A 20,537-nucleotide genomic window follows, 5' to 3' on the forward strand; every position below is an offset into this window, starting at 1 on the left:
CAAGATGCTCACTCTCCTCCGCACCCGACTCGGCCTCGTCCGGGCCTCCGGCGACCGCGGCGTCGCGCTCGCCATGGTGGTCGGCATCGCCAGCGTGCTCCTGCTGCTCATCTCGCTCACGATGACCTTCTCGGTGTCCGGCACCATCCGGTCGGCCCGCGACGCTGACTGGGACGCCGCGATGTCGGCCGCCTTTGCCGGCGTCGCCGACTATCAGGGCCGCCTCACGAACGACCCGAGCTACCAGCAGTACGGCAACCCGGCCTCCGCCTTCACCATCGCCAACAACTCGCAAGGCTCGGTGGCGATGCCGCCGAGCAGCCGCGCGAACCCGGCCTTCGACGTGACCTCGGGCGGTTCCTGGGCGACCGTCCAGCTGACCGACGGGCTCCCGGCGAACGCATCCTTCCGCTACGAAGTGGACAACTCGAAGTACGCCAGCAGCGGCATCCTGCACCTGCGAGCAACCGGCCGAGTGGATGACGTGACCCGTAGCGTCGTCGCCAACATCAAACAGACCGGGTTCACCAACTACGTCTACTTCACCGACTACGAAGAGCTCGACCCGACCCTGAACGCCGTCAACTGCCCGGTGGCGTACGCGTGGGCAGTCTCCCGCTCCTCGGGCTGCCTGATCAACTTCGTCGACGGCGACACCTTCGACGGCCAGGTGCACTCCAACGACACGCTGAACATCTGCGGCGGCACCTTCAAGCAGAAGGTGACCACGGCGAACCCGAACGCCGTCAGCGGCAAGCTCTACACCCAGAGCAACTGCTCGGGCGGCGCGTCGACTCCCACGTTCAACACGGGCGCACCGACGAACGCGGCGCAGATCACCATGCCGCCGGTGCAGGGCCAGCTCGACCAGGTCCGGACCGATATCCCGGCCAAGGTGCCGAGTCCGGGATGCCTCTACACCGGGCCCACCAAGATCACCTTCTCGGTGTCCGGCGGTAACGCCTACATGAACGTGATCTCCCCGTGGACGAAGAAGACGCAGCTGACCAACGGGAACGCGACAGCCGGGGTCACCCCTCCCGCCCCGTTCTGCGGAATTCCCGGTGACCCGAACAAGACGCAGGCGCAGAACGCCGGGACGCTCTCGGGCCTGACCGGCCAGACCATCCCGATCGGCACGAGTTCGCAGCTCTACAACAACCTCGCTTACGTCCAGGGTGTCCCGAGCGACACCACCAACGTGAACTACTGGTCCTCCTCGGCGTTCCCGAACGCGGGCTCGTTCAAGTGTGTCGGTGCGGACGGGACCGCCACGGGCAACGGACTCGGCTACCCCGTGGCGAACGAGATCGTGCCCTCCATCGCCACCTACGACTGCCGCGCAGGAGACGTTTTCGTCGAGGGCACGATGCACAGTGCGATGACGATCAACGCCGAGCACTTCGCCTGGGTCACCGGCAAGCTGGTCTACCAGGACGCGGCGAACGACATCCTGGGCCTGGTGGGGGCCGGCGCCGTCTGGGTCTGGAACCCGATCGTCTGCACCAACCCGACACCGTTCCCGGCGTCGAACGGGGCAAGCTGCACCACCAAGAAGGCGTACCTCACCTTCGAAGCGACCTCCAGCAGCGGCAACTGCGCACGCACGATCAACGCCGCCATCCTGTCGAACAACCACAGCTTCGAGGTGCACAACTACACCTCGGGCATCTTCATCGGCAATCTGTGCGTCACGGGCTCGATCGCTCAGGAATTCCGCGGCCCGGTGGGGCAGGGCGGCGGCGCCAGCGGCTTCCTCAAGAACTACAGCTACGACACGCGCCTCCTGAACTCGCCTCCCCCCAAGTTCCCGACCCCGCGGACGACGTCGTACGACGTCAATACCGAGATCGAGGTCAAGACCGCCTTCGGGCCGAACGGGGCGCCGCTGCCGTGAACCCTGCCTTCTTCGTCTTCGCGCTCGTGTGCGCCGGTGTGTTCGGTGCGCTGATCGGGTCCTTCCTCAACGTGGTCGTCTACCGCGTGCCGGCCGGCCGCTCCATCGTGTCCCCGCCGAGCGCGTGCGGAAGCTGCGGCACCGAGATCAGGCCGTACGACAACATCCCCGTCGTGTCGTGGCTCGCCCTGCGCGGCCGGTGCCGGACCTGCCGGAGCGCGATCTCGGTGCGCTACCCGCTGGTCGAGGCCGCGACGGCCGGAGCGTTCGCACTCGTCGCGTGGTGGTTCTGGGCGGGGCCCCAGGCACCCGCGGCGGGCGGAGCGCACGCACTCGTCGCCGGCCTGCTCACCCTCGTGGCGTTCCTCTACCTGACGGCGATCACCATCGCGCTCGCACTGATCGACCTGGACACGCACCGCCTGCCCAACGCGATCGTGCTGCCCTCCTACGTGGTCGGTCTGGTGCTCCTCGGGGCCGCCGCGCTCGTCGCGGGCGACCCGGTGGCTCTGGTCCGGGCGGCGATCGGCGGGGCTGCGCTCTTCCTCTTCTACCTGATCCTGGCGCTCGTCTACCCGGGCGGGATGGGCTTCGGCGACGTCAAGCTCGCCGGCGTGCTGGGGCTGTTCCTCGGCTACCTCGGCTGGGCGCCCCTGGTGGTGGGCGCGTTCGCCGCCTTCCTGCTCGGCGGCCTGTTCGCCCTCGTTCTGATAGCGACCCGCCGCGCCGGCCGGGGCAGCGGCATTCCATTCGGCCCGTGGATGCTCGCCGGAGCCTGGGTCGGCATCCTCGCCGGCCCCACCATCGGGAGCGCCTACCTGGCGCTGCTCGGACTCGCTTAGACCACAGACAACACCACGACAAGACACAAGACAGAAGGAGGAACGGATGGCCACCAGCATCGTCGGTATCGACATCGGAAGCACGACCATTCGTGCGGTGGAGCTCGCCGACCCCGGCAAGCCGAAACCCACGCTGCTGCGGCACGCCGCGGTGCCCATCCCGGAGGGGGCCGCGTCCCGCGGCGAAGTCCTCGAGCCCAACACCATCGCAGCGGGCCTCCGTCAGCTGTGGCAGCAGGGCGGCTTCAAGAGCAAGGAGGTGGTGCTCGGGATGGGCAACCAGCGTGTGCTCGCCCGCGACCTGACTGTGCCGCGCATGTCGCAGACGCGCATCCGCGAGAGCCTGCCCTTCCTCGTGCAGGACATGCTGCCGGTTCCGGTGGCGGATGCCCTGCTCGATTTCTACCCGATCTCCGAGGGGATGCTCGACACCGGACCGGTCGTCAACGGTCTCCTGATCGCGGCGGTCAAGGAGGCCGTGCTCGGCAACGTCAAGGCCGTCCAGCTCGCGGGACTCACACCGGTCGACGTCGACCTGCTGCCGTTCGCGCTGACCCGGGCCATGGTCACCCGCGCAGGCGTGCGTGGCACGGTGGCGCTGGTCGACATCGGCGCCAACACGACGAGCGTCGTCGTGGCGACGAACGGCGTCCCCCAGTTCGTCCGGATCATCCCGGCGGGCGGCGCGGAGCTCACGCTCGCGCTCCGGTCCGGCCTGGAGGTCTCGGCCGGCGAGGCGGAACGCATCAAAGCCACGACCGGTCTCGCGAAGCAGGTCAACTCGGCCGAGGAGCAGCAGGCGGTCGAGATCGTCTACCGCATCACCGGCGAGCTGCTGAACAGCCTCCGCAACACGATCAGCTACTTCGTCAACACCCGCCCCACGACGCCGGTCGAGAGCATCCTGCTCACCGGCGGAGGCTCGCAGCTCCCCGGCATGGCCGAGGCGCTCAGCGAGATGACCCGGATCCCGGTCGCACCGGGCGATCCCTTCCACGCCGTCACGCTGTCGCGCCACCTCGACGCGAACCAGTTGCGGCAGAACCGGTCGGGGCTGTCCGCAGCGCTCGGCCTCGCCCTGGGGAGCGCAGCATGAGCATCAGCGTCCGCCGTCCGACCGATCCGCCCGAGACTCCGGACACGCAGCCCCCGAAGGGTGCGAAGCCGCCGAAGGGTGCGAAGCCGCCGAAGGGCGCGAAGCCGCCGAAGGGAGCGAAGCCTCCGAAGGAGACGAAGCAGCCGTCCGGCCGTCCCGTCAAACCGATCGGACCCGACGATCTGGTCATCGGAGGCGACCCCCGGGTCGATCTCCTTCCTCCCGAGGTGCGGTCGATACGTCGCAACGCGCGCACGCGCCGGGGCTTCCTGTGGGGCGTCGCCGCGGTCTTCCTGGTGGTGATCGTCGCCAGCGGAGCCGCCTTCGGCTACAACCTGGTGGCGCAGACCCAACTGCTGGCGGCCCAGGCGCGCACCAACGACCTGCTCACCCAGCAGCAGAAGTACATCGGGACCCGGGATGTGCAGAAGCAGGTGGATGTCGCCCAGGCAGCGCAGCAGCTGGCGGCCTCGACCGAGGTCGACTGGCAGCCCCTCCTGACTCAGCTGCAGACCGCGCGGCCCGACGGACTGGTCCTGGCGTCCCTGAAGATGGACTCCATCTCTCCGCTCGCCGTGTTCGAGCAGTCCACGGACCCGCTGCAGGGACCGCGGATCGGGACCGTCACCATCGTCGCGAAGAGCGTCGAGTTCCCGGACACGGCGGCATGGCTGCGCGGTGTCCTGAACGTCAAGGGTGTGGTGGATGCGGCTCCCGGAACCGTCAATCGCGACCAGTCGGGCATCTACACCTCGACGATGACCGTCCACGTGAGCGACTCGTTGTACACGAAGCGCTTCGACCCGAAGGGGAAGTGACCATGGACCGGACACGACTGTGGATCATCGGATCCGTGCTCGCGATGGCCGTCATCGGCGTACTCGGGTGGCTGGTCGGCATCCAGCCGCAGCTCGACCAGGCGACGGCGGCGTCGGACCAGACCATCCAGGCGCAGAGTTCGGCCGCGGCGAACGCGGCCATCCTCGCGAAGATGAAGAAGGACAGCGAGAACGTGCCTGCGCTGAAGAAGCAGCTGGCCGATCTCGCCGTCTCCGTGCCGAAGACCCGCGAACTCGCCGACTACGCCGACGAGCTCACCGGGCTGGCGACGGCGAACGGTCTCACCGTTCTCGGGATGACCGTGGGCGACGGTCAGGGCTACAAGGCGCCGCAGATTCCGGGCGCCGCGCCGGCTCCCGCTGCGGGCGGCGCGGCGGCGGGGTCGACGCCCGCGCCGACACCCACCCCCACTCCGACACCGGGAGCAGCCGGAGCTGCGACGGCTGCGCCGACCCCTCCGGTGGTCACGGCCGGGGTCCCGCCTGCGGCGAGTGAGCTGATCACCTCTCAGAACCTGGTCTTCGTCCCGGTGAGCTTCTCGGTACGGGGGTCGGAGGACCAGATCCTGGCCTTCGTGGGCGCCGCGCAGAAGACCAAGCGCCTCTTCCTCGTCGATGGCATCTCCATCGACCCCCCAGCAGGAGGCGGCGCCGGGTACGACGCCAAGGCGAGCGGTTACGTGTATGTGCTGAACCCGGCAGAGCAGGAGGTGCCGGCGAAGTAGCACCCCCGCCGTCCCGCCTCCCTGGACACGGCCGGACCCGTTGCTACAGTGGGCGCAACGGGCCCGCCGGGCCCCTGGAGGAGCCAGGATGAGCGACACGCCCGAGACCGCGCCCAAGCGCGCGACCTACGAGCCCGCGCCGGACACCGACCAGGTCGCTCCCGCGACCGCCCCGGCGGAGTCGGCAGCGGCAGAGCCGCAGGACACCGACCCGCAGGTCGTGGAGCCGCCCTCGGAGCCGGTCTCCGCGCGCGGTCACCTCAACCGGCCGGCCGAGTCCGGCTCGGAAGAGGGGGCGCCTGCCGCCGTTCCCGCTGCGGAGCCTGCCGAAGCGCAGCGCCCCTCCGCCATCGCCGAGCCCGAGCCGGTCGTCGCGAGCGAGGATGACGTCGCCGCGGCCGTCGCGCGCAACAGCGCGCCGGAGCCCGGGGCTGCCGCCGCTGGGTCCGCCACCGTCGACACGGCGTCGCCGGTCGAGTCGGCCACCCCTGTCATCGTGGCCGCCGAGGCGGCGAATCTGCGCCAGAACGGCGACGCGCCGACGGCCGCGTACGCCGCGCCTACTACCGGCGAGGCCACCGCACCCGCCGGCGAGGCCACCGCACCCGCGGCCACCGCCGCCGGCGTCGGTGTGGGAGCCGCTGCCGCCGCGTCCGGCCCGCAGCCGGTCGCCCCGATCTACCTGCAGCGGCCCGAACCGCCCAAGAAGAAGAGCAACCGCGGCGTCGGCATCCTCATCGCCCTGGTCGGAACGGTCGCCTTCGCGATCCTCTGGGCCGCCGCCGTGCTGATCGTCGGCTCGCTCCTGACGCCGACCGACGAGTTCCTTCCCTCACTGCTCGAGTTCTTCACCGGCGGGGTCGGGTTCGGGATCCGCGGCTGGGCTCCCGTCCTGGCGTTCTTCATCGGGATGGTCGTGCTCATCCAGATCCTGAACCGGTCGCGCTGGTGGGCGTACATCCTCGGCGGTCTGTTCGTCGGGGTCTTCGTCTACTTCGTGTTCATCGGGGCCAACCTGATCGCCGCGCAGTACTGGACGCGCACGCCGAACGAGCTGGCCATCCTCCTCCGCAGCCTGTGGGTGAGCCCGTTCGCGGTGCTCGCCGGCGTCATCGCCCGCGAGATCTCGATCTGGACCGGCGCCTGGCTGGCCGCACGCAGCCGCAAGCTGAAGGCCCGCAACGCCGAAGCGCAGGCCGACTACGAGCAGCAGGTCGCCGACGCCCAGAACCAGGCCGCGTCGGCGTACGCTCAGCAGGGATACTGACCGGCAGGTGACACATGCGTGACGAGCGCGCGTACGCCACGGTCGTCGCGTTCTTCGCGACGGCGCTCTACCTCGCGCTGGTGGTCGGCGCCTTCGGGCTGATCTCGTTGGCGACGGACAGCGACGTCATCAACGACCCCCAGGTCGGCCCGCTGGTGGGCCCGACCATGGTCATCGCGGCGGCCGTCATGCTGCTCGTCTTCCTCATCGTGCTTGGGACGCGCGTGCCCGCAGACCGGCAGCGCATCTCGCCAGGGGTGGCGTTCGGCGTCGGGGTCGCGTGCTACGCCGTCTTCATCACGGCCGGCGGCATCGCGGGCGCGATCGGCGACCCCGGGGACCCGCTGCACTACTTCCTATTCGCGCTGTCGCAGCTGATTGCCTGGCCGGCGATCACGGCCGGGCTCGCGGCGTTCGCGGTGACCCTGATCTACCAGCTCGTGCTGGTCGGCCGGTTCCGCCAGCGCGGGCGCCCGCGCTGGCCGTGGGAGCGCGACGAGGAGGAGTGACCGTCCGCTAGACGCGCACGCGCGCCGGCAGCGAGGCATCCACCAGCGGCACCTGCACCCGCGTGAAGCCGCCCTTCTGGATGAACACGCCGCGTCCCGGGGGGAACTCCGAGCGGTTCAGCCGCGGCAGCGGCGTCTTCAGCAGCAGGTCGCCTTCGATCGAGTCCGGTTGCAGCAGCAGCCCGCGACGGCCGTTCTTGACCTCGCCGAGCAGGGGCCAGGAGGTGCCCCAGGCACTCGACTCGGCCTCGGCGACGAGCAGGTGGTCGCTGCGCCGGATGGCGCGGGCCAGCTCCACGATGGGGGAGTCCGCGGGCGTCTGCAGGAAGTCGGCGATGCTCTGCACGAACACCGCGATCCTCCCCTCGGTGTCCGGGTCGGCGACCGCTACGGCCAGGTCCTTCGCCAGTTCCGCGGCCTCCGCCGGGGTGAGCGCGCGGTCGGTCCAGAGGCCGGACGCGGAGAGCGGGGAGCGGGCGCTGCCGATGTAGTACAGGCGCGTCTCGGGGTCGAAGCGGGCGACGGCATCGGCGACGGCCGCGAGCGCGGTGGTCCGCCCGCTCGCCGGCGGCCCGGCGATGAGCAGCGTCCCGAACGGCTCGAAGCCGAGCGGCCCGAGGTCCAGGTCGCCGATCCCGAGCACGGGACGGCCGTCGACGCTGTCCGGCAGGGTCGCCGGAGCCAGCTCTTTCGGCATCGATCCGACCACCGGAGCGTGCGGGATGCCCGCGCGCTCCATCGCCTCGGCGAGCCGCCGCACTGCCTCCGACTGGTCAGCGACCGCGCGGGAGCCGCCGAGCACCGCAACCTGCGTCTCGTACCCGTCGACGATGGCCCGGCCGGGAGGGGAGGCGGGCGAGAGGATGTCGCTCGGCACGTCGAGCATCCCGTAGCCGTCCTCCGCCAGCCGCAGTACGACGCGGCGCTGCACGAGCGAGCCGATGGCGGTCGGCACCGCACCCGCTCGGTCGCCGGTGAGGGCGACGTGGAGGCCGAGGCGCCGCCCGTCGGCCAGCAGGTCGCGGAACACGTCGTACCACTGCGACCGCCCTGCGGGGATCTCGAAGTCCTCGCGGAAGGCGGGGAACCCGTCCACCAGCAGCAGGATGCGCGGCTCGTCCTGCCGTCCGGTCAGCGACCGGTACTCGGTGATGCTCGAGGCGTTCGCCTCGGCGAAGCGCGGGCCGCGGTCCTCCAGCGTCTCCTTGAGCATCCGGAACAGGCGGATGATGCGCTCCGGATCGTCGCCCGGGATGACCGAGCCGACATGCGGCAGCTTCTCCAGCATCCGCAGGCTGCCCGCACCGAAGTCGAGTCCGTACACGTGCACGGGCCCGCCGCGCGGGGTGATCGCAGCGGCCGACGCCAGCGTGCGCAGCACGGTGGACTTGCCGGATCCGCCGGTGCCGTAGATCGCGATGTTGCCGTCGACGTCGGGCTGGAAGTAGACGGGACGCTGCTCCTGGCGGTCCGGGATGTCGGAGACGCCCAGCAGGAGCTCGGCATCGGTGCGCTGCCGCAGCAGCCCCAGGTCGTACGCGGTCGCCAGTTCGTCCAGCCACGGCCGGCGGGGGGCCGGGATGCGCGCGGCGGCCTGCGCGCTCACGATCGACGAGACCAGGCGCTGCTGGTCCGTGGGGCCGAGGTCGCGTTCGGGCTCGTCGGCGGGACGCTCCTCCTCCCAGCGCACCTCGCCGCCGAACCGGAGCTCGGAGACCTCCACGCCTGCCCGCTCCGGCTCGCGGGTGGTCCAGCCGCCGCCGTACGCGGACTGGAAGCGCACGAGGCGTCCCGGTCCGGTCTTGGCGAGGCCGCGGCCGGGGATCCCCGGATCGAAGTGCCCGGCATCGGGCACTCCGACGACGTCCTGGCTGTCCGACTCGTCGGCCATGCGCAACGCGATGCGCAGGTTGGTGTTGGCGCGCAGGTTGTCCTTGATGACACCCGCGGGACGCTGAGTGGCCATGATGAGGTGGATGCCGAGCGAGCGTCCGCGCTGAGCGATGTCGACCACGCCGTCCACGAACTCCGGGACCTCTCCGACCAGGGCCGCGAACTCGTCGATGACGAGCACCAGCGCGGGAGGGCTGTCCGGGTCGCCGCGCTTCTCCAGCTCCAGCAGGTCTTTCGCCTTCTTGCGGTTGAGCAGGTGCTCGCGATGATGCAGTTCGGCCCGGAGGCTGGTCAGCGCCCGCCGGACGAGGTGCGGGCTGAGGTCGGTGACCAGCCCGACGCAGTGCGGGAGGCTGACGCAGTCGGCGAACGCCGAGCCGCCCTTGTAGTCGACGAAGAGGAAGGTGACCCGATCGGGGCTGTATTCGGCGGCCATCCCGAGCACCCACGCCTGCAGGAACTCGCTCTTGCCCGCTCCGGTGGTGCCGCCGACGAGGGCGTGCGGTCCCTGCGTGCGCAGGTCGAGGTGCATGGCGTCGACGCCGGCCGAGCCGATGGTCGCGCGCAGCGTACCGGGTCGGCGGCGCACGGGCCGAGCCCCCGAACTGCGGTCGTGGATGGACGCGTTCTGCCGCCAGCGGTCGACCACGGCGCTCGACGACTCCGTCAGCTCGTGGCCGAGCAGGCTCACCAGCGAGATGGAGCGCGGCAGGTCGCTCGCGTCGGCGACCAGGGCGCCTGCGTCGATCACCGGTGCCATCCGCTTGGCGTAGTCCAGCGCCATCGCGGCGGTGACCGGCTCGGTGACGACGTCGTCGACCGTCTCGCCCAGGCGGACGAATCCCGCTCGCGCCCGGTGCGGGTGATCGGTGTGGTGCAGGAACGTACGGCACACCGCGGGCAGCGTGGTGACGTCGTCGGAGACCCAGATCGGGAAGACGCCCGCATCGGCGGCCGTCTCGGCCAGTTGTACGAGGCGAGCCCGGTCGACGGCCACATCGTCCGAGATCACGACCACGACCGCGGGAACCGGCGATGGCGTCCCGTCGGTGGTCTGCGACCGGCCGACATCGGCCCCGCGCTCCAGGGCCGCGCGCTCCTGCTCCATGGCGCCACGGCGCTGCCGCGTGCGCCGGGCGTCGGCGAGGCGTTCCTCGACCAGACCTTCGAGCGCGCTCAGTACGCCGGCCGCGCTGGACGCACTGTCGGCGAGGTGACCGCCGGGCAGCGGGCTGTGCGGGGAGGAGGTGTGCGGCATCCACTTGAGCCAGCCGAGTTCGCGCGACCAGCGCGGTGAGACGAGAGCCGCGACGGCCAGTTCGGCGGGGGAGTGGAGCGCGGTCAGCTGCACGAGCACGGAGTTGACCGACCCGGCGATGAGGTCGGCGGGTCCGGCGATGCCGAGCGCCCCTGACTCGTACAGGTTGTCGAGCACGGGCACGTCGTCGACCCGTTCGTTGGCGGCGATGACGGCATCCAACCGCTCCTGGAACTCGACGATCAGCTCCGCGCGGTCGACCGCCTGCACGGTGTTGCGCGAGCGCATGGATCCCCGGCCGAGCTGGAGGTTGAGGAACGACCAGTGCTCGGGCCGCCGGGTCCAGAGCAGCGGGCCGCGGCGGACGGCCTCCGCCAGCGCATCGGCGGTCGTCGGCGTCTCGGCCCTGCGCAGCTCGACCTCCGTCCGCCGCTCCTGCTCGAGCTTGGTGGAGAGAGCCTCGAGCCGCTGCTCGAAGGCGGCGATCTGCTTCTTGAGCTTGCGTTTGCCGCGTGACCGGCCGCTGATGTAGTTGCCCACCAGCATCACCGGCGACAGCAGCACGAACAGCAGTGTCGTCGGCTGGCGGGTCAGCGCGAACATGGCTCCGCCGAGCAGCAGCGGCGTGATCATCGCGAGCAGCGGGAAGGGCGGGTCGTCCTTCTCCCCGGGCACCTCGGGCGCCTGGAAGACCTGACCCGCGTAGCGGCGCTCGACGCGCGGCGACCGGTTGAAGAACACCGGACCGGCCGTGGGCGTCGCGGCCGGCAGCTCCGATGCGGCCCGCACCTCCAGCTCCACCTCGGTGTCGCCGAGCAGCAGCGTCTCGGTGCGACGCACGGTGAAGCGCGTCACCAGGCCGCCGTCGACGACGACCCCGTTCGCCGATCCCAGGTCGACGACCTCGACGCCGTCCCCCGCTTCGAACCGCACGTGGCGCTTGGACACGAGGGCGTCCTCCAGTACGATGTCGCACGACTCGTCGCGGCCCAGCACCGTCGTGCCCGCCCGCAACGGGAACTCTCTGCCGGCCTGCGCGCCGGTGAGCACCCGCAGTGTGGCGACGACCGGCACATCCCCGAGCTCCGGCGGGGCGTAGTGGAGGCCGGCGTCGGCGAGGGCCACTGTCGCGCCGCTCCCGATCCAGGCCTCCCCGACCGGGGCGTCCGGCGGCAGGATGAGCGGGTCCGCCTGGCCGGGAAGCTGCGCGCGCAGCGTGAGCGCACCCGGGGCGGCGACCGGCCCGGTGCGCCGGGGGTCGATGCGCGCGATGGTCGCGGCGACCTCCGAGATGCTGGCCGCCGCGTCAGCCGTCACGACGATGTCGTCGCTGCTGCCGGACGGGCGGGCGAGGGTCAGTTTCAGGCGCACCTCAGCACCATACCCAGTCCCTGCGACACGGGTGGATGGGGACCGCTCCCCATCGCCCTCCCGCTGGACCACCGGTACGGTGCTGAAGGCAGGATGGCCGAGACTTCGGCGGCCGGGACCGACAGGGGAGGAACAGTGTCCGATCTCGTACTCAAGCTGGACGAGCTGGTGCAGCTGCGTGACGACCTCGACGCCGTGGTGCGCGAGTTCCAGAACGCGGACGACTTCAGCGACGCCGTCGCGGACGCCACCGGTCACGACGACCTGCACAGCCACGTCCGCGACTTCGCCCACAAGTGGAACGAGAAGCGCAAGGACATGACCGAGAACGTCAAGAACGTCCAGCAGGTCATCGCCGCGGTCGCCGACAACTTCGTGAAGGTGGACGGCGACCTCGCCAAAGCATTGGAGAAGAAGTGAGCGACAGGGAGTTCCAGCCGCTGACCGGCGACCCCGATGTCCTGGAGTCGAAGGCGCGGCACTACCAGGCCATCGGCGAGGCCATCCAGCGGTCCGTCAAGGAGCTGAACAAGATCCACGACGTCGACGGCTATAAGTCGCAGGCCGTGTCCAAGCTGCAGGAGATGTCGAAGGACACCGCCGACGACATCAACAAGGCCAAGGACCGCTACGCGAAGACGGCGGCGGCGCTCATCGCCTACGCCGCCGAACTGCGCGAGGCACAGGACGACGCGACCGCGGCCATCGCCCTGATCGACCAGAAGCAGAACGCCGCCGATGCCGCGCACACCGCCGCGACCACCGCCCACGCCGACGCCCAGAAGGCGAAGCCGGAGGACGCCTCGACCGCGGGGAAGGCGGCCGACTCGGCCGACGACGCGGCGCGTGACGCGAACGCCGCGCTGCAGGCGGCCCACCGGGCGTGGTACGACGCACGCGACAAGAAGAACCGCGCCGCCGAGAAGGCGGTGGACGCCATCGTCGACGTCGTGGACCACCACAACAACGGCCTCAAGAACCCCGGGTTCTGGGACAAGGTGATGGATGTGATCAGCACGATCGGCGACATCGCCGGCGTGCTCGCCATCTTCCTGGCCTGGGTGCCCGTCCTCGGCCAGGTGCTCGCGGTGATCGCTATCGTCGCGTCCATCATCAAGCTGGTGGACGCGGTGGTGAAGTTCGCGAACGGCGAGGGCAGCTTCCTCGACGTCCTTGGTGCCGCCGTCACCGTCGTGCTCAGCGTCTTCGGCGGCCGCATCTTCGCGTTCCTCGGCAAGGCGGCGCGGATCAAGGGGCTGGCTCGCGTGCCCAAGATGGTCGGCGGCGTCCACACCAGCCCGAACGCCATCCTCAAAATGCAGATGGGCAAGCGGCTGATGAAGTCGGCCACCACCAAGCTGTTCCAGAACCCGGCGAAGGACCTCAACATCTGGAAGGCGGCCGGCGACTCCGGTGCAGCCCAGCGCGAGGCGTACAAGGCGCTCGTCACGAACGGCGCCGACAAGGCGAAGGCGATGCGCGCCCTGCTCGGGATCGACCAGAACGTGGTCCGCGCCGTCTCGCACGACATCGGCGCCCGCGAGCTCAACCCGCTCACCGTGGTCGCGGCCTACCACCAGGGGTCCGCGTTGCTCAACAAGGGCGTGGAGCTGGTGAATGCACCGGGCAAGGTCGACTCCATCGTCAACAAGCTCGACGGCGGCCGGAACCACACCGACCTTCCGCAGCTGCCGAGCGTCGACCTTCAGAAATTCGCGATCGACCAGGGCAACACGTATGTTCCGACGTACAAGAGTCACAACGGCTGAGGGGTAACCGCATATGACACTGCGCTCGCAGGACATCGTCGACTTCTCGTTCGAGGCGCCGGACGGCTGGTTCGACGTCGAGCTGCTGGGGGACCACGGCAGCGAGGACTGGCCGGAGCGCCTGGTCGCCTCCCTTGACGCCGGCGCCCTCGGCGGCGACCTGACGGAGCGTCTGCGTGCGCTGCAGCGGGTCCTGCACGCCGAGGACCCGACCGGCGCCACGCGGGCACGGGTCTACATCCCCGTGCCGGCCGCCGGGGTGCTCAACGCCTTCCAGACGGTGGAGCTGCTCCACTTGGAGATCGACGACACCCCGGAGAGCTACCTCGCTGCAGCGGACGCGGAGGGTGCGCACCGTGAGCCCGGCTACGAGATCGTCGGCTATCGCTCCTGGCGCACCGCCCACGCGACCGGCGAGCTGGTCGGCTTCACCCACCTGACGGCGATCGCCGACGAGGATGCGGGGGACGCCCTCCTCGAGCAGCGGGTCGTGTTCGCGATCTTCCCGGTCGGCTCGGCGCAGGCGTTCCAGATGGTCTTCCGGTCGGCCTTCGTCGGCGGGTTCGCCGACATGGTCGAGGAGACGCAGGAGATCGCCGACTCGCTGCGCGTCACGCTGGGAGAGTTCGCATGACCGACACGCACCTGACCTCCCTCGGGGAGGAACTGACCATCGTCTTCCCCGGAACCTGGGCCATGATCCCGCTCCACGACGACGAGGCGGCTGCCCGCCGCATCCAGCGCCTCGTCTCGGAGCGCGTGGGACGCGCCGACCGGCTGGCCCGGGTGCGGCGCACGGCCAAGACCGAGCTGGAGCGATTGGTCGCCCTCGCGAACGACAGCGCGGCGTTCGCGCTGGCCCTGTCGCTGGAGATCCTGCCAGGCGTGCCGTTCCCCGCATCCATCGTGCTGGCGCGGGAGGAGTGGCCCACCGCTCAGGAGCCGGAGACGGACATCGCAACCCGGCTCGCGCGCTGCTTCCCGGACGACGACGCGCTCGACCTGTCGCTGGGAGCCGTCCGACGGCGTTCCACGATCCGGCAGACCACCTACGAGGAGCAGTCGGCGCCCGAGTTGATCGCGGACTACCGCTTCGCGGCCCCGGGAGGCGAGCGACTCATCCACGCGCGCATCAACGCCCCGATGGCCACAGCGCCCGACCTCTACCTGGAGCTGTTCGACGCGATGATCGACTCGATCAGCTTCCGCGCACCGCTTGCGGCGACGACCGGCGGCCGCTGACGCGCTGCCGGTATGCCCGCACCACCAGCACGACGCTCGCGACGACGAGGGCGGCGGTGACGACGCTCCACACGGCCACGCCGACCGTGCCGACCGGCCAGAACAGCCAGCCGGCTACGGCGAACGATGCGAGACCGTAGGGGATGCCCGCCACGAGGATGCCGCGGTTCGGCCGCCAGCCGAGCAGCATCAGTTCCGTCCAGAACCGCGTCCACGGGGTCAGCCGGACCGGCAGCAGCGAGAGCGCCGTCGGCCCCAGGGTCGGCGGCCCGATCACGTTCCGGGACCATCCCGTGCTCGACAGGCGCTCGCCGGCGTAACCGGGCAGCAGGCTGCGCCCGACATACGTCCACGCCAGCACGGCCAGCGGCACGGACGCGAGCGGAAGAGCGACGAACGCATAGCCGAGAAGCGGAACCAGCACGACGACCGCGAAGACCAGGAACAGCACGGTCGGGACCACGTCCCCGCCGGTGACGAACTCCCGAGAGCTGAAGTCGGGATTCGTGCTCCACAGCGCGAACGGCAGAGCCGCCGGGAGGAGCAGCGTGACGATGCTGAGGGCGGTCCACACCAGCGCTACGAGCAGGTAGCCGAACGGCCGCAGCGCGCGCGCCGCGCCGGACGGGGGAGTCGACGCCCGGTCGGAGCGCGGCCGCCCGGCGCGTGCGGCGGCAGAGTTCGCATTCGGCTTCATCGGGCTGTACGACGGCATGGCTGCCAGGCTATCCCGCTGGCCCTGCGGGGGTGAACCCGGGCGCATGGGGAGTGGTCCCCATTCCGTCCCTCCGTCCGGCCTGGTTAGGTGGACGTAGCTGGTCGGCCCCGGGGGTACGGCCTCTTTCGAACCGAAGGGATAAGGACCGTCATGGCCAACATGAATGTCACGTACGGCGAGATGACCGACGCCGCGAACCGCCTGACCGCGGGCAAGGACGACATCACCGCGAAGCTCCATGAGCTGCAGAACCTGGTGAACGGGCTCGTCAACGGCGGCTTCGTCACCGATCAGGCGTCGGGAGCCTTCCACACCTCCTACGAGCAGTTCACCAAGGGCACGACGGAGGCGGTGAACGGGCTCGACGGCATGTCGCAGTTCCTCACAAAGGCCGCTGACGCGCTCCAGAACGTCGACAGCGAGCTGGCCAAGGGCATCGGCGGCTGAGCCCACTCCACGAACGCCTACGAGCGCGGGTACCCCGAACGGGTGCCCGCGCTCGCTGGTTGTTGCCCTCTAGGCTGACGACTGGTCGAAGGGGGAAACCATGAGTTCCGAGTCTGCTGCCGCGCCCGCGCGACGGTCACGGGTGCGCTGGTACTGGTGGGCGCTCGGCGCCGCGGCCGTGCTGACCACCGCGGCAGGCGCTGCATTCTCCGTGGCAACGATCGCCGCGGCGCAGGACCTGCCGCGCACCGTCGTCGCCCGCTACCTGGATGCGCTGGCCCACGGCAAAGCGAGCGAAGCCATGAGGTTCGGCGGGATCACCGCCCGATCGGGCGACATCCTCCTCACCGACACCGCCTACAAGCAGGCCACAGACCGCATCACCTCCTTCACCGTTGGCAAGCCGGTGACCCGCGCCGGCGTCACGACGGTGGAGGCGACGGTGCAGCAGGGCGACCGTCCGTACCACCGCGTGTTCCACGTCCAGCGCTCGGGCGGGCTGCCGTGGCTCGCGCTGTGGAAGCTGGCACCCGTGACCACAGACACCGTCCAGGTGGAGGTGGACGGCCCGGCCGGCATCACCTACACCGTCGCCGGCATCAGACCGCACACGTCGGCGAACTCGGTGAGCCTCCGGGCGCTGCCGGGCAGTTACCCGGTGAAGGTTTCGTCCTCGAGCACCGACTTCACCATCAACAACGGCGTCGCCATCTCGCACGCCGTCGGGACCACCCTGACGCCCACGATCTTCGCGGCCCAGCTGTCGGACACCGGATGGACGCACGCCGAGGGCGCCGTCGAGTCCTGGCTCGACGCCTGCCTCGCCACACAGGATGCCGCACCCGCCAACTGCCCGTTCCTGGTCAAGGACGAGACGGTGAACGGAGTCCGCGCGAGCAACTTCCGCTGGACGCTGGACGCCCGTCCCGATGTCCACGTCGAGAGCCTCTGGGCCGACGGCGGCTTCGCCGTGCGCGGCGACGGCGGCGCGGTCAAGGCCACCGCGACCCTGACCCGGCTGGCTGACGGCGCCACCGCGCAGGTGACGACGCAGGACATCCCCTTCTCATACACGGGCGCCGTCACGTTCACGGGCGACGGCCCCGTCTTCAACCCGTACCTGGGCGACGGCTCGGCCCACGGCTGAGTCCGTCCGCAGGGGCTCGTCCCCCCGGGTGGTGCCGGGGGTTTCGCCCTGCGCGGACAGGGCGCTCGGGGGCTGTCGTCCATTTGACCACGAGGGGTGCGGCGGATAGTATTTATCGGGTGTGCGCTCTGATGCGCGCTTGCCTCATGCCCTCCGAGCTTTCGGCTCAGAGGGGGCACGAGCTGAGCGGGCCGGCACGTACTCATCCGATGGGCAGGGAGACCGCACGGGATCCCGGCCCCCACGGCATATCGGCTGGCGGACAACGCCTGTCGGCCGATCCCCCCGAGAACTTCCGCGCCCGTCCAACGGGTCGGTGGCTCCTGGGGTCAATGCAACAACTGTCACCGTGCAGTCCATAAAAGGAGAAGTTCAGTGCCAACCATTCAGCAGTTGGTCCGAAAGGGACGGACGCCGAAGGTCACCAAGACCAAGGCTCCCGCCCTGAAGGCCAACCCGCAGCAGCGCGGCGTGTGCACCCGTGTCTACACCACCACCCCCAAGAAGCCGAACTCGGCGCTCCGCAAGGTCGCCCGCGTGAAGCTGTCGAACGGGACCGAGGTCACCGCCTACATCCCCGGTGAGGGCCACAACCTGCAGGAGCACTCGATGGTGCTCGTCCGCGGCGGTCGTGTGAAGGACCTGCCCGGTGTTCGCTACAAGATCGTCCGTGGCGCACTCGACACCCAGGCCGTCAAGAACCGCAAGCAGGCTCGCAGCCGTTACGGCGCGAAGATGGAGAAGAAGTAATGCCTCGCAAGGGTCCAGCTCCCAAGCGCCCCGTCGTCGCCGACCCCGTATACGGTGCACCGGTCGTCAGCCAGCTCGTCAACAAGATCCTCCTCGACGGCAAGAAGGGCCTCGCCGAGCGCATCGTCTATGACGCGCTCGAAGGCGTCGGCACCAAGTCCGGTCAGGATGCGGTCGTCGTTCTGAAGAAGGCTCTCGACAACGTCCGCCCGACCCTCGAGGTCCGCAGCCGCCGCGTCGGTGGCTCGACCTACCAGGTGCCGGTCGAGGTCAAGCCGCACCGCGCCAACACGCTGGCGCTCCGCTGGCTCACCAGCTACGCAAAGGGTCGTCGCGAGAAGACGATGACCGAGCGTCTCCAGAACGAGATCCTGGATGCGTCCAACGGTCTCGGCGCCGCTGTCAAGCGCCGCGAGGACACGCACAAGATGGCCGAGTCCAACAAGGCCTTCGCTCACTACCGCTGGTAATCACCAGCACAAACGGCGTCCGTCCGGGCGCAGCACCGCAGCGTGCCGCGCCCGGACGACACCCCCTCACTTTCAACTTTTCGGAGGAACCCTGTGGCACAGGACGTGCTCACCGACCTGAACAAGGTCCGCAACATCGGCATCATGGCCCACATCGATGCCGGCAAGACCACCACGACCGAGCGCATCCTGTTCTACACGGGCGTCAACCACAAGATCGGCGAGACGCACGACGGCGCCTCGACCACCGACTGGATGGAGCAGGAGAAGGAGCGCGGCATCACCATCACGTCCGCGGCCGTCACCTGCTTCTGGAACAAGAACCAGATCAACATCATCGACACCCCGGGTCACGTCGACTTCACGGTCGAGGTGGAGCGTTCGCTCCGCGTGCTCGACGGTGCCGTCGCCGTCTTCGACGCGAAGGAGGGCGTTGAGCCCCAGTCGGAGACTGTGTGGCGTCAGGCCGACAAGTACGTCGTCCCGCGCATCTGCTTCGTCAACAAGATGGACAAGCTCGGCGCCGACTTCTACTTCACCGTCGACACCATCGTCTCCCGCCTCGGCGCCAAGCCGCTGGTGATGCAGCTCCCGATCGGTTCCGAGTCCGACTTCGTCGGCGTCGTCGACCTGGTCGAGATGCGCGCGCTGGTCTGGCCCGGCGACTCCAAGGGTGATGTCACCATGGGCGCCAAGTACGAGGTCCAGGACATCCCGGCCGATCTGCAGGAGAAGGCCGAGGAGTACCGCAACCGTCTCCTCGAGACCGTCGCCGAGACCGACGACGCCCTGCTCGAGAAGTTCTTCGGCGGCGAAGAGATCACGATCCCCGAGATCAAGGCAGCGATCCGCAAGCTGACCGTGAACAACGAGATCTACCCGGTCCTCTGCGGCTCCGCGTTCAAGAACCGCGGTGTCCAGCCGATGCTCGACGCCGTGATCGACTACCTCCCGTCGCCGCTCGACGTGCCCGCCATCGAGGCGCACAACCCGCGCGACGAGGAGCAGGTCATCATGCGTCACGCCGACGCCACCGAGCCGTTCTCGGCGCTGGCGTTCAAGGTCGCGGTGCACCCGTTCTTCGGTCGCCTCACTTACGTGCGCGTCTACTCGGGCCGTCTCGACTCCGGTGCCCAGGTCATCAACTCGACCAAGGGCAAGAAGGAGCGCATCGGCAAGATCTTCCAGATGCACGCCAACAAGGAGATCCCCGTCGACTCCGTCACCGCCGGCAACATCTACGCGGTGATCGGCCTCAAGGACACCACCACCGGTGACACCCTGAGCGACCCGGACAACCAGGTCGTGCTCGAGTCGATGACCTTCCCGGAGCCCGTGATCGAGGTGGCCATCGAGCCGAAGACCAAGGCCGACCAGGAGAAGCTGGGCACCGCGATCCAGAAGCTGGCCGAAGAGGACCCGACGTTCCGCACCGAGCAGAACCAGGAGACCGGCCAGACCGTCATCAAGGGCATGGGCGAGCTCCACCTCGACATCCTCGTCGACCGCATGAAGCGCGAGTTCAACGTCGAGGCGAACGTGGGCAAGCCCCAGGTCGCCTACCGCGAGACGCTCCGCCGTACGGTCGAGAAGTACGACTACACCCACAAGAAGCAGACCGGTGGATCCGGTCAGTTCGCAAAGGTGCAGATCAGCCTGGAGCCCATCGAGGTCACCCCGGAGACCTCGTACGAGTTCGTGAACGCCGTCTCCGGCGGTCGCGTCCCGCGCGAGTACATCCCCTCGGTCGACGCGGGCATCCAGGACGCGATGCAGGTCGGCGTCCTCGCCGGCTTCCCGACGGTGGGCGTCAAGGCGACGCTCCTCGACGGTGCAGCGCACGACGTCGACTCCTCGGAGATGGCGTTCAAGATCGCCGGCTCGATGGCCTACAAAGAGGCTGCTCGCAAGGCGAACCCGGTGCTCCTCGAGCCGCTCATGGCGGTCGAGGTGCGCACGCCGGAGGAGTACATGGGCGACGTCATCGGCGACCTGAACTCGCGTCGTGGACAGATCCAGTCCATGGAAGACGCGAGCGGCGTCAAGGTCGTTCGTGCGAACGTCCCGCTGTCCGAGATGTTCGGCTACATCGGCGACCTGCGGTCCAAGACCTCGGGCCGCGCGGTGTACTCGATGCAGTTCGACAGCTACGCGGAGGTCCCGAAGGCTGTTGCCGACGAGATCGTCCAGAAGAGCAAGGGCGAGTGACCTCGGTCGCTGCTCCCAGGCAACATCCCGTAACATAAGAAACCAATCCAGCAGATCCACCGGTCGAAATCCATCGACCGGCGGCCCTG

General features: G+C 69.5%; 18 protein-coding genes. 16 read left to right on the forward strand and 2 right to left on the reverse strand.

Annotation, left to right across the window (positions count from 1 at the left end):
* Positions 1-4 precede the first annotated feature (4 nt).
* The 7 genes from P3F85_RS02375 to P3F85_RS02405 all read left to right on the forward strand — a co-directional run bounded on the left by P3F85_RS02375 (position 5) and on the right by P3F85_RS02405 (position 7,175).
* Entirely contained in the window at positions 5-1,897 is a 1,893-nt protein-coding gene (locus P3F85_RS02375) for a hypothetical protein (RefSeq protein WP_374009665.1), read from the forward strand.
* The gene (locus P3F85_RS02380) at positions 1,894-2,739 is read left to right on the forward strand and encodes an A24 family peptidase (protein ID WP_374009666.1); all 846 of its coding nucleotides are present in this window, start codon (positions 1,894-1,896) and stop codon (positions 2,737-2,739) included. Before P3F85_RS02375 ends, P3F85_RS02380 begins: the two co-directional genes overlap by 4 nt.
* Before the next feature lie 46 nt (positions 2,740-2,785).
* A complete protein-coding gene (gene pilM, locus P3F85_RS02385) occupies positions 2,786-3,835 on the forward strand; it encodes a type IV pilus assembly protein PilM (protein WP_374009667.1) in 1,050 nt (349 codons plus the stop codon).
* A complete protein-coding gene (locus P3F85_RS02390; RefSeq protein WP_374009668.1) occupies positions 3,832-4,653 on the forward strand; it encodes a PilN domain-containing protein in 822 nt (273 codons plus the stop codon). The genes pilM and P3F85_RS02390 overlap by 4 nt, the downstream gene beginning before the upstream one ends.
* A 2-nt stretch (positions 4,654-4,655) precedes the next feature.
* Positions 4,656-5,399 (forward strand): hypothetical protein, encoded by a 744-nt coding sequence (locus P3F85_RS02395; RefSeq protein WP_374009669.1) that lies wholly within the window; start codon positions 4,656-4,658, stop codon positions 5,397-5,399.
* An 88-nt stretch (positions 5,400-5,487) separates the two neighbouring features.
* Complete coding sequence (locus P3F85_RS02400) at positions 5,488-6,666, forward strand: hypothetical protein (RefSeq protein ID WP_374009670.1); 1,179 nt, start codon at positions 5,488-5,490, stop codon at positions 6,664-6,666.
* Positions 6,667-6,680: 14 nt separating this feature from the next.
* Positions 6,681-7,175 carry a DUF6121 family protein gene (locus tag P3F85_RS02405; protein WP_374009671.1) on the forward strand — a complete coding sequence of 165 codons (495 nt, stop codon included), beginning with the start codon at positions 6,681-6,683 and terminating at the stop codon, positions 7,173-7,175.
* 7 nt (positions 7,176-7,182) lie between these two features.
* Here the strand turns inward: P3F85_RS02405 and P3F85_RS02410 are convergent, their stop codons facing one another.
* Positions 7,183-11,697: an FtsK/SpoIIIE domain-containing protein gene (locus P3F85_RS02410; RefSeq protein ID WP_374009672.1), complete on the reverse strand. Its 4,515-nt coding sequence runs from the start codon at positions 11,695-11,697 to the stop codon at positions 7,183-7,185.
* 135 nt (positions 11,698-11,832) lie between these two features.
* Here P3F85_RS02410 and P3F85_RS02415 point away from each other — a divergent pair, with 135 nt between their 5' ends.
* Genes P3F85_RS02415 through P3F85_RS02430 form a run of 4 tightly spaced genes read left to right on the forward strand, consistent with a single transcriptional unit; the run spans position 11,833 to position 14,708 of the window.
* Positions 11,833-12,117, forward strand: coding sequence for a hypothetical protein (locus tag P3F85_RS02415; RefSeq protein WP_374009673.1), 285 nt, complete (start codon positions 11,833-11,835; stop codon positions 12,115-12,117).
* Entirely contained in the window at positions 12,114-13,466 is a 1,353-nt protein-coding gene (locus P3F85_RS02420; RefSeq protein WP_374009674.1) for a putative T7SS-secreted protein, read from the forward strand. The genes P3F85_RS02415 and P3F85_RS02420 overlap by 4 nt, the downstream gene beginning before the upstream one ends.
* 13 nt (positions 13,467-13,479) lie before the next feature.
* Positions 13,480-14,100: a hypothetical protein gene (locus tag P3F85_RS02425; RefSeq protein ID WP_374009675.1), complete on the forward strand. Its 621-nt coding sequence runs from the start codon at positions 13,480-13,482 to the stop codon at positions 14,098-14,100.
* Positions 14,097-14,708, forward strand: a complete 612-nt coding sequence (locus P3F85_RS02430; protein WP_374009676.1) for a hypothetical protein — start codon at positions 14,097-14,099, stop codon at positions 14,706-14,708. Before P3F85_RS02425 ends, P3F85_RS02430 begins: the two co-directional genes overlap by 4 nt.
* Here P3F85_RS02430 and P3F85_RS02435 read toward each other — a convergent pair.
* Positions 14,665-15,423 carry a hypothetical protein gene (locus P3F85_RS02435; RefSeq protein WP_374009677.1) on the reverse strand — a complete coding sequence of 253 codons (759 nt, stop codon included), beginning with the start codon at positions 15,421-15,423 and terminating at the stop codon, positions 14,665-14,667. The genes P3F85_RS02430 and P3F85_RS02435 overlap by 44 nt on opposite strands.
* Positions 15,424-15,576: 153 nt before the next feature.
* On the opposite strand from P3F85_RS02435, the gene P3F85_RS02440 reads away from it, so the two are divergent.
* From P3F85_RS02440 to fusA, 5 genes are all read left to right on the forward strand, one after another.
* Positions 15,577-15,873, forward strand: coding sequence for a WXG100 family type VII secretion target (locus P3F85_RS02440; protein WP_374009678.1), 297 nt, complete (start codon positions 15,577-15,579; stop codon positions 15,871-15,873).
* Between the two features lie 100 nt (positions 15,874-15,973).
* Positions 15,974-17,020, forward strand: coding sequence for a hypothetical protein (locus P3F85_RS02445; RefSeq protein WP_374009679.1), 1,047 nt, complete (start codon positions 15,974-15,976; stop codon positions 17,018-17,020).
* 375 nt (positions 17,021-17,395) lie between these two features.
* Positions 17,396-17,770 carry a 30S ribosomal protein S12 gene (gene rpsL, locus P3F85_RS02450; RefSeq protein WP_011186743.1) on the forward strand — a complete coding sequence of 125 codons (375 nt, stop codon included), beginning with the start codon at positions 17,396-17,398 and terminating at the stop codon, positions 17,768-17,770.
* Positions 17,770-18,240 (forward strand): 30S ribosomal protein S7, encoded by a 471-nt coding sequence (rpsG, locus tag P3F85_RS02455; protein ID WP_374009680.1) that lies wholly within the window; start codon positions 17,770-17,772, stop codon positions 18,238-18,240. The genes rpsL and rpsG overlap by 1 nt, the downstream gene beginning before the upstream one ends.
* 93 nt (positions 18,241-18,333) lie before the next feature.
* Positions 18,334-20,448 carry an elongation factor G gene (gene fusA, locus P3F85_RS02460; RefSeq protein ID WP_374009681.1) on the forward strand — a complete coding sequence of 705 codons (2,115 nt, stop codon included), beginning with the start codon at positions 18,334-18,336 and terminating at the stop codon, positions 20,446-20,448.
* Positions 20,449-20,537 lie beyond the last annotated feature (89 nt).

Source organism: Leifsonia sp. T36S-04, from assembly GCF_042465655.1.
In the GTDB taxonomy this organism is placed as follows: domain Bacteria; phylum Actinomycetota; class Actinomycetes; order Actinomycetales; family Microbacteriaceae; genus Leifsonia.

What these genes read in the sequence shown, in the direction of transcription:
- P3F85_RS02375 (WP_374009665.1), top strand. Translation starts at nt 5, where the DNA reads ATGCTCACTCTCCTCCGCACCCGACTCGGCCTCGTCCGGGCCTCCGGC.
- pilM (WP_374009667.1), top strand. Translation starts at nt 2,786, where the DNA reads ATGGCCACCAGCATCGTCGGTATCGACATCGGAAGCACGACCATTCGT.
- P3F85_RS02390 (WP_374009668.1), top strand. Translation starts at nt 3,832, where the DNA reads ATGAGCATCAGCGTCCGCCGTCCGACCGATCCGCCCGAGACTCCGGAC.
- P3F85_RS02395 (WP_374009669.1), top strand. Translation starts at nt 4,656, where the DNA reads ATGGACCGGACACGACTGTGGATCATCGGATCCGTGCTCGCGATGGCC.
- P3F85_RS02400 (WP_374009670.1), top strand. Translation starts at nt 5,488, where the DNA reads ATGAGCGACACGCCCGAGACCGCGCCCAAGCGCGCGACCTACGAGCCC.
- P3F85_RS02405 (WP_374009671.1), top strand. Translation starts at nt 6,681, where the DNA reads ATGCGTGACGAGCGCGCGTACGCCACGGTCGTCGCGTTCTTCGCGACG.
- P3F85_RS02425 (WP_374009675.1), top strand. Translation starts at nt 13,480, where the DNA reads ATGACACTGCGCTCGCAGGACATCGTCGACTTCTCGTTCGAGGCGCCG.
- P3F85_RS02430 (WP_374009676.1), top strand. Translation starts at nt 14,097, where the DNA reads ATGACCGACACGCACCTGACCTCCCTCGGGGAGGAACTGACCATCGTC.
- P3F85_RS02435 (WP_374009677.1), bottom strand. Translation starts at nt 15,423, where the DNA reads ATGCCGTCGTACAGCCCGATGAAGCCGAATGCGAACTCTGCCGCCGCA.
- P3F85_RS02440 (WP_374009678.1), top strand. Translation starts at nt 15,577, where the DNA reads ATGGCCAACATGAATGTCACGTACGGCGAGATGACCGACGCCGCGAAC.
- P3F85_RS02445 (WP_374009679.1), top strand. Translation starts at nt 15,974, where the DNA reads ATGAGTTCCGAGTCTGCTGCCGCGCCCGCGCGACGGTCACGGGTGCGC.
- rpsG (WP_374009680.1), top strand. Translation starts at nt 17,770, where the DNA reads ATGCCTCGCAAGGGTCCAGCTCCCAAGCGCCCCGTCGTCGCCGACCCC.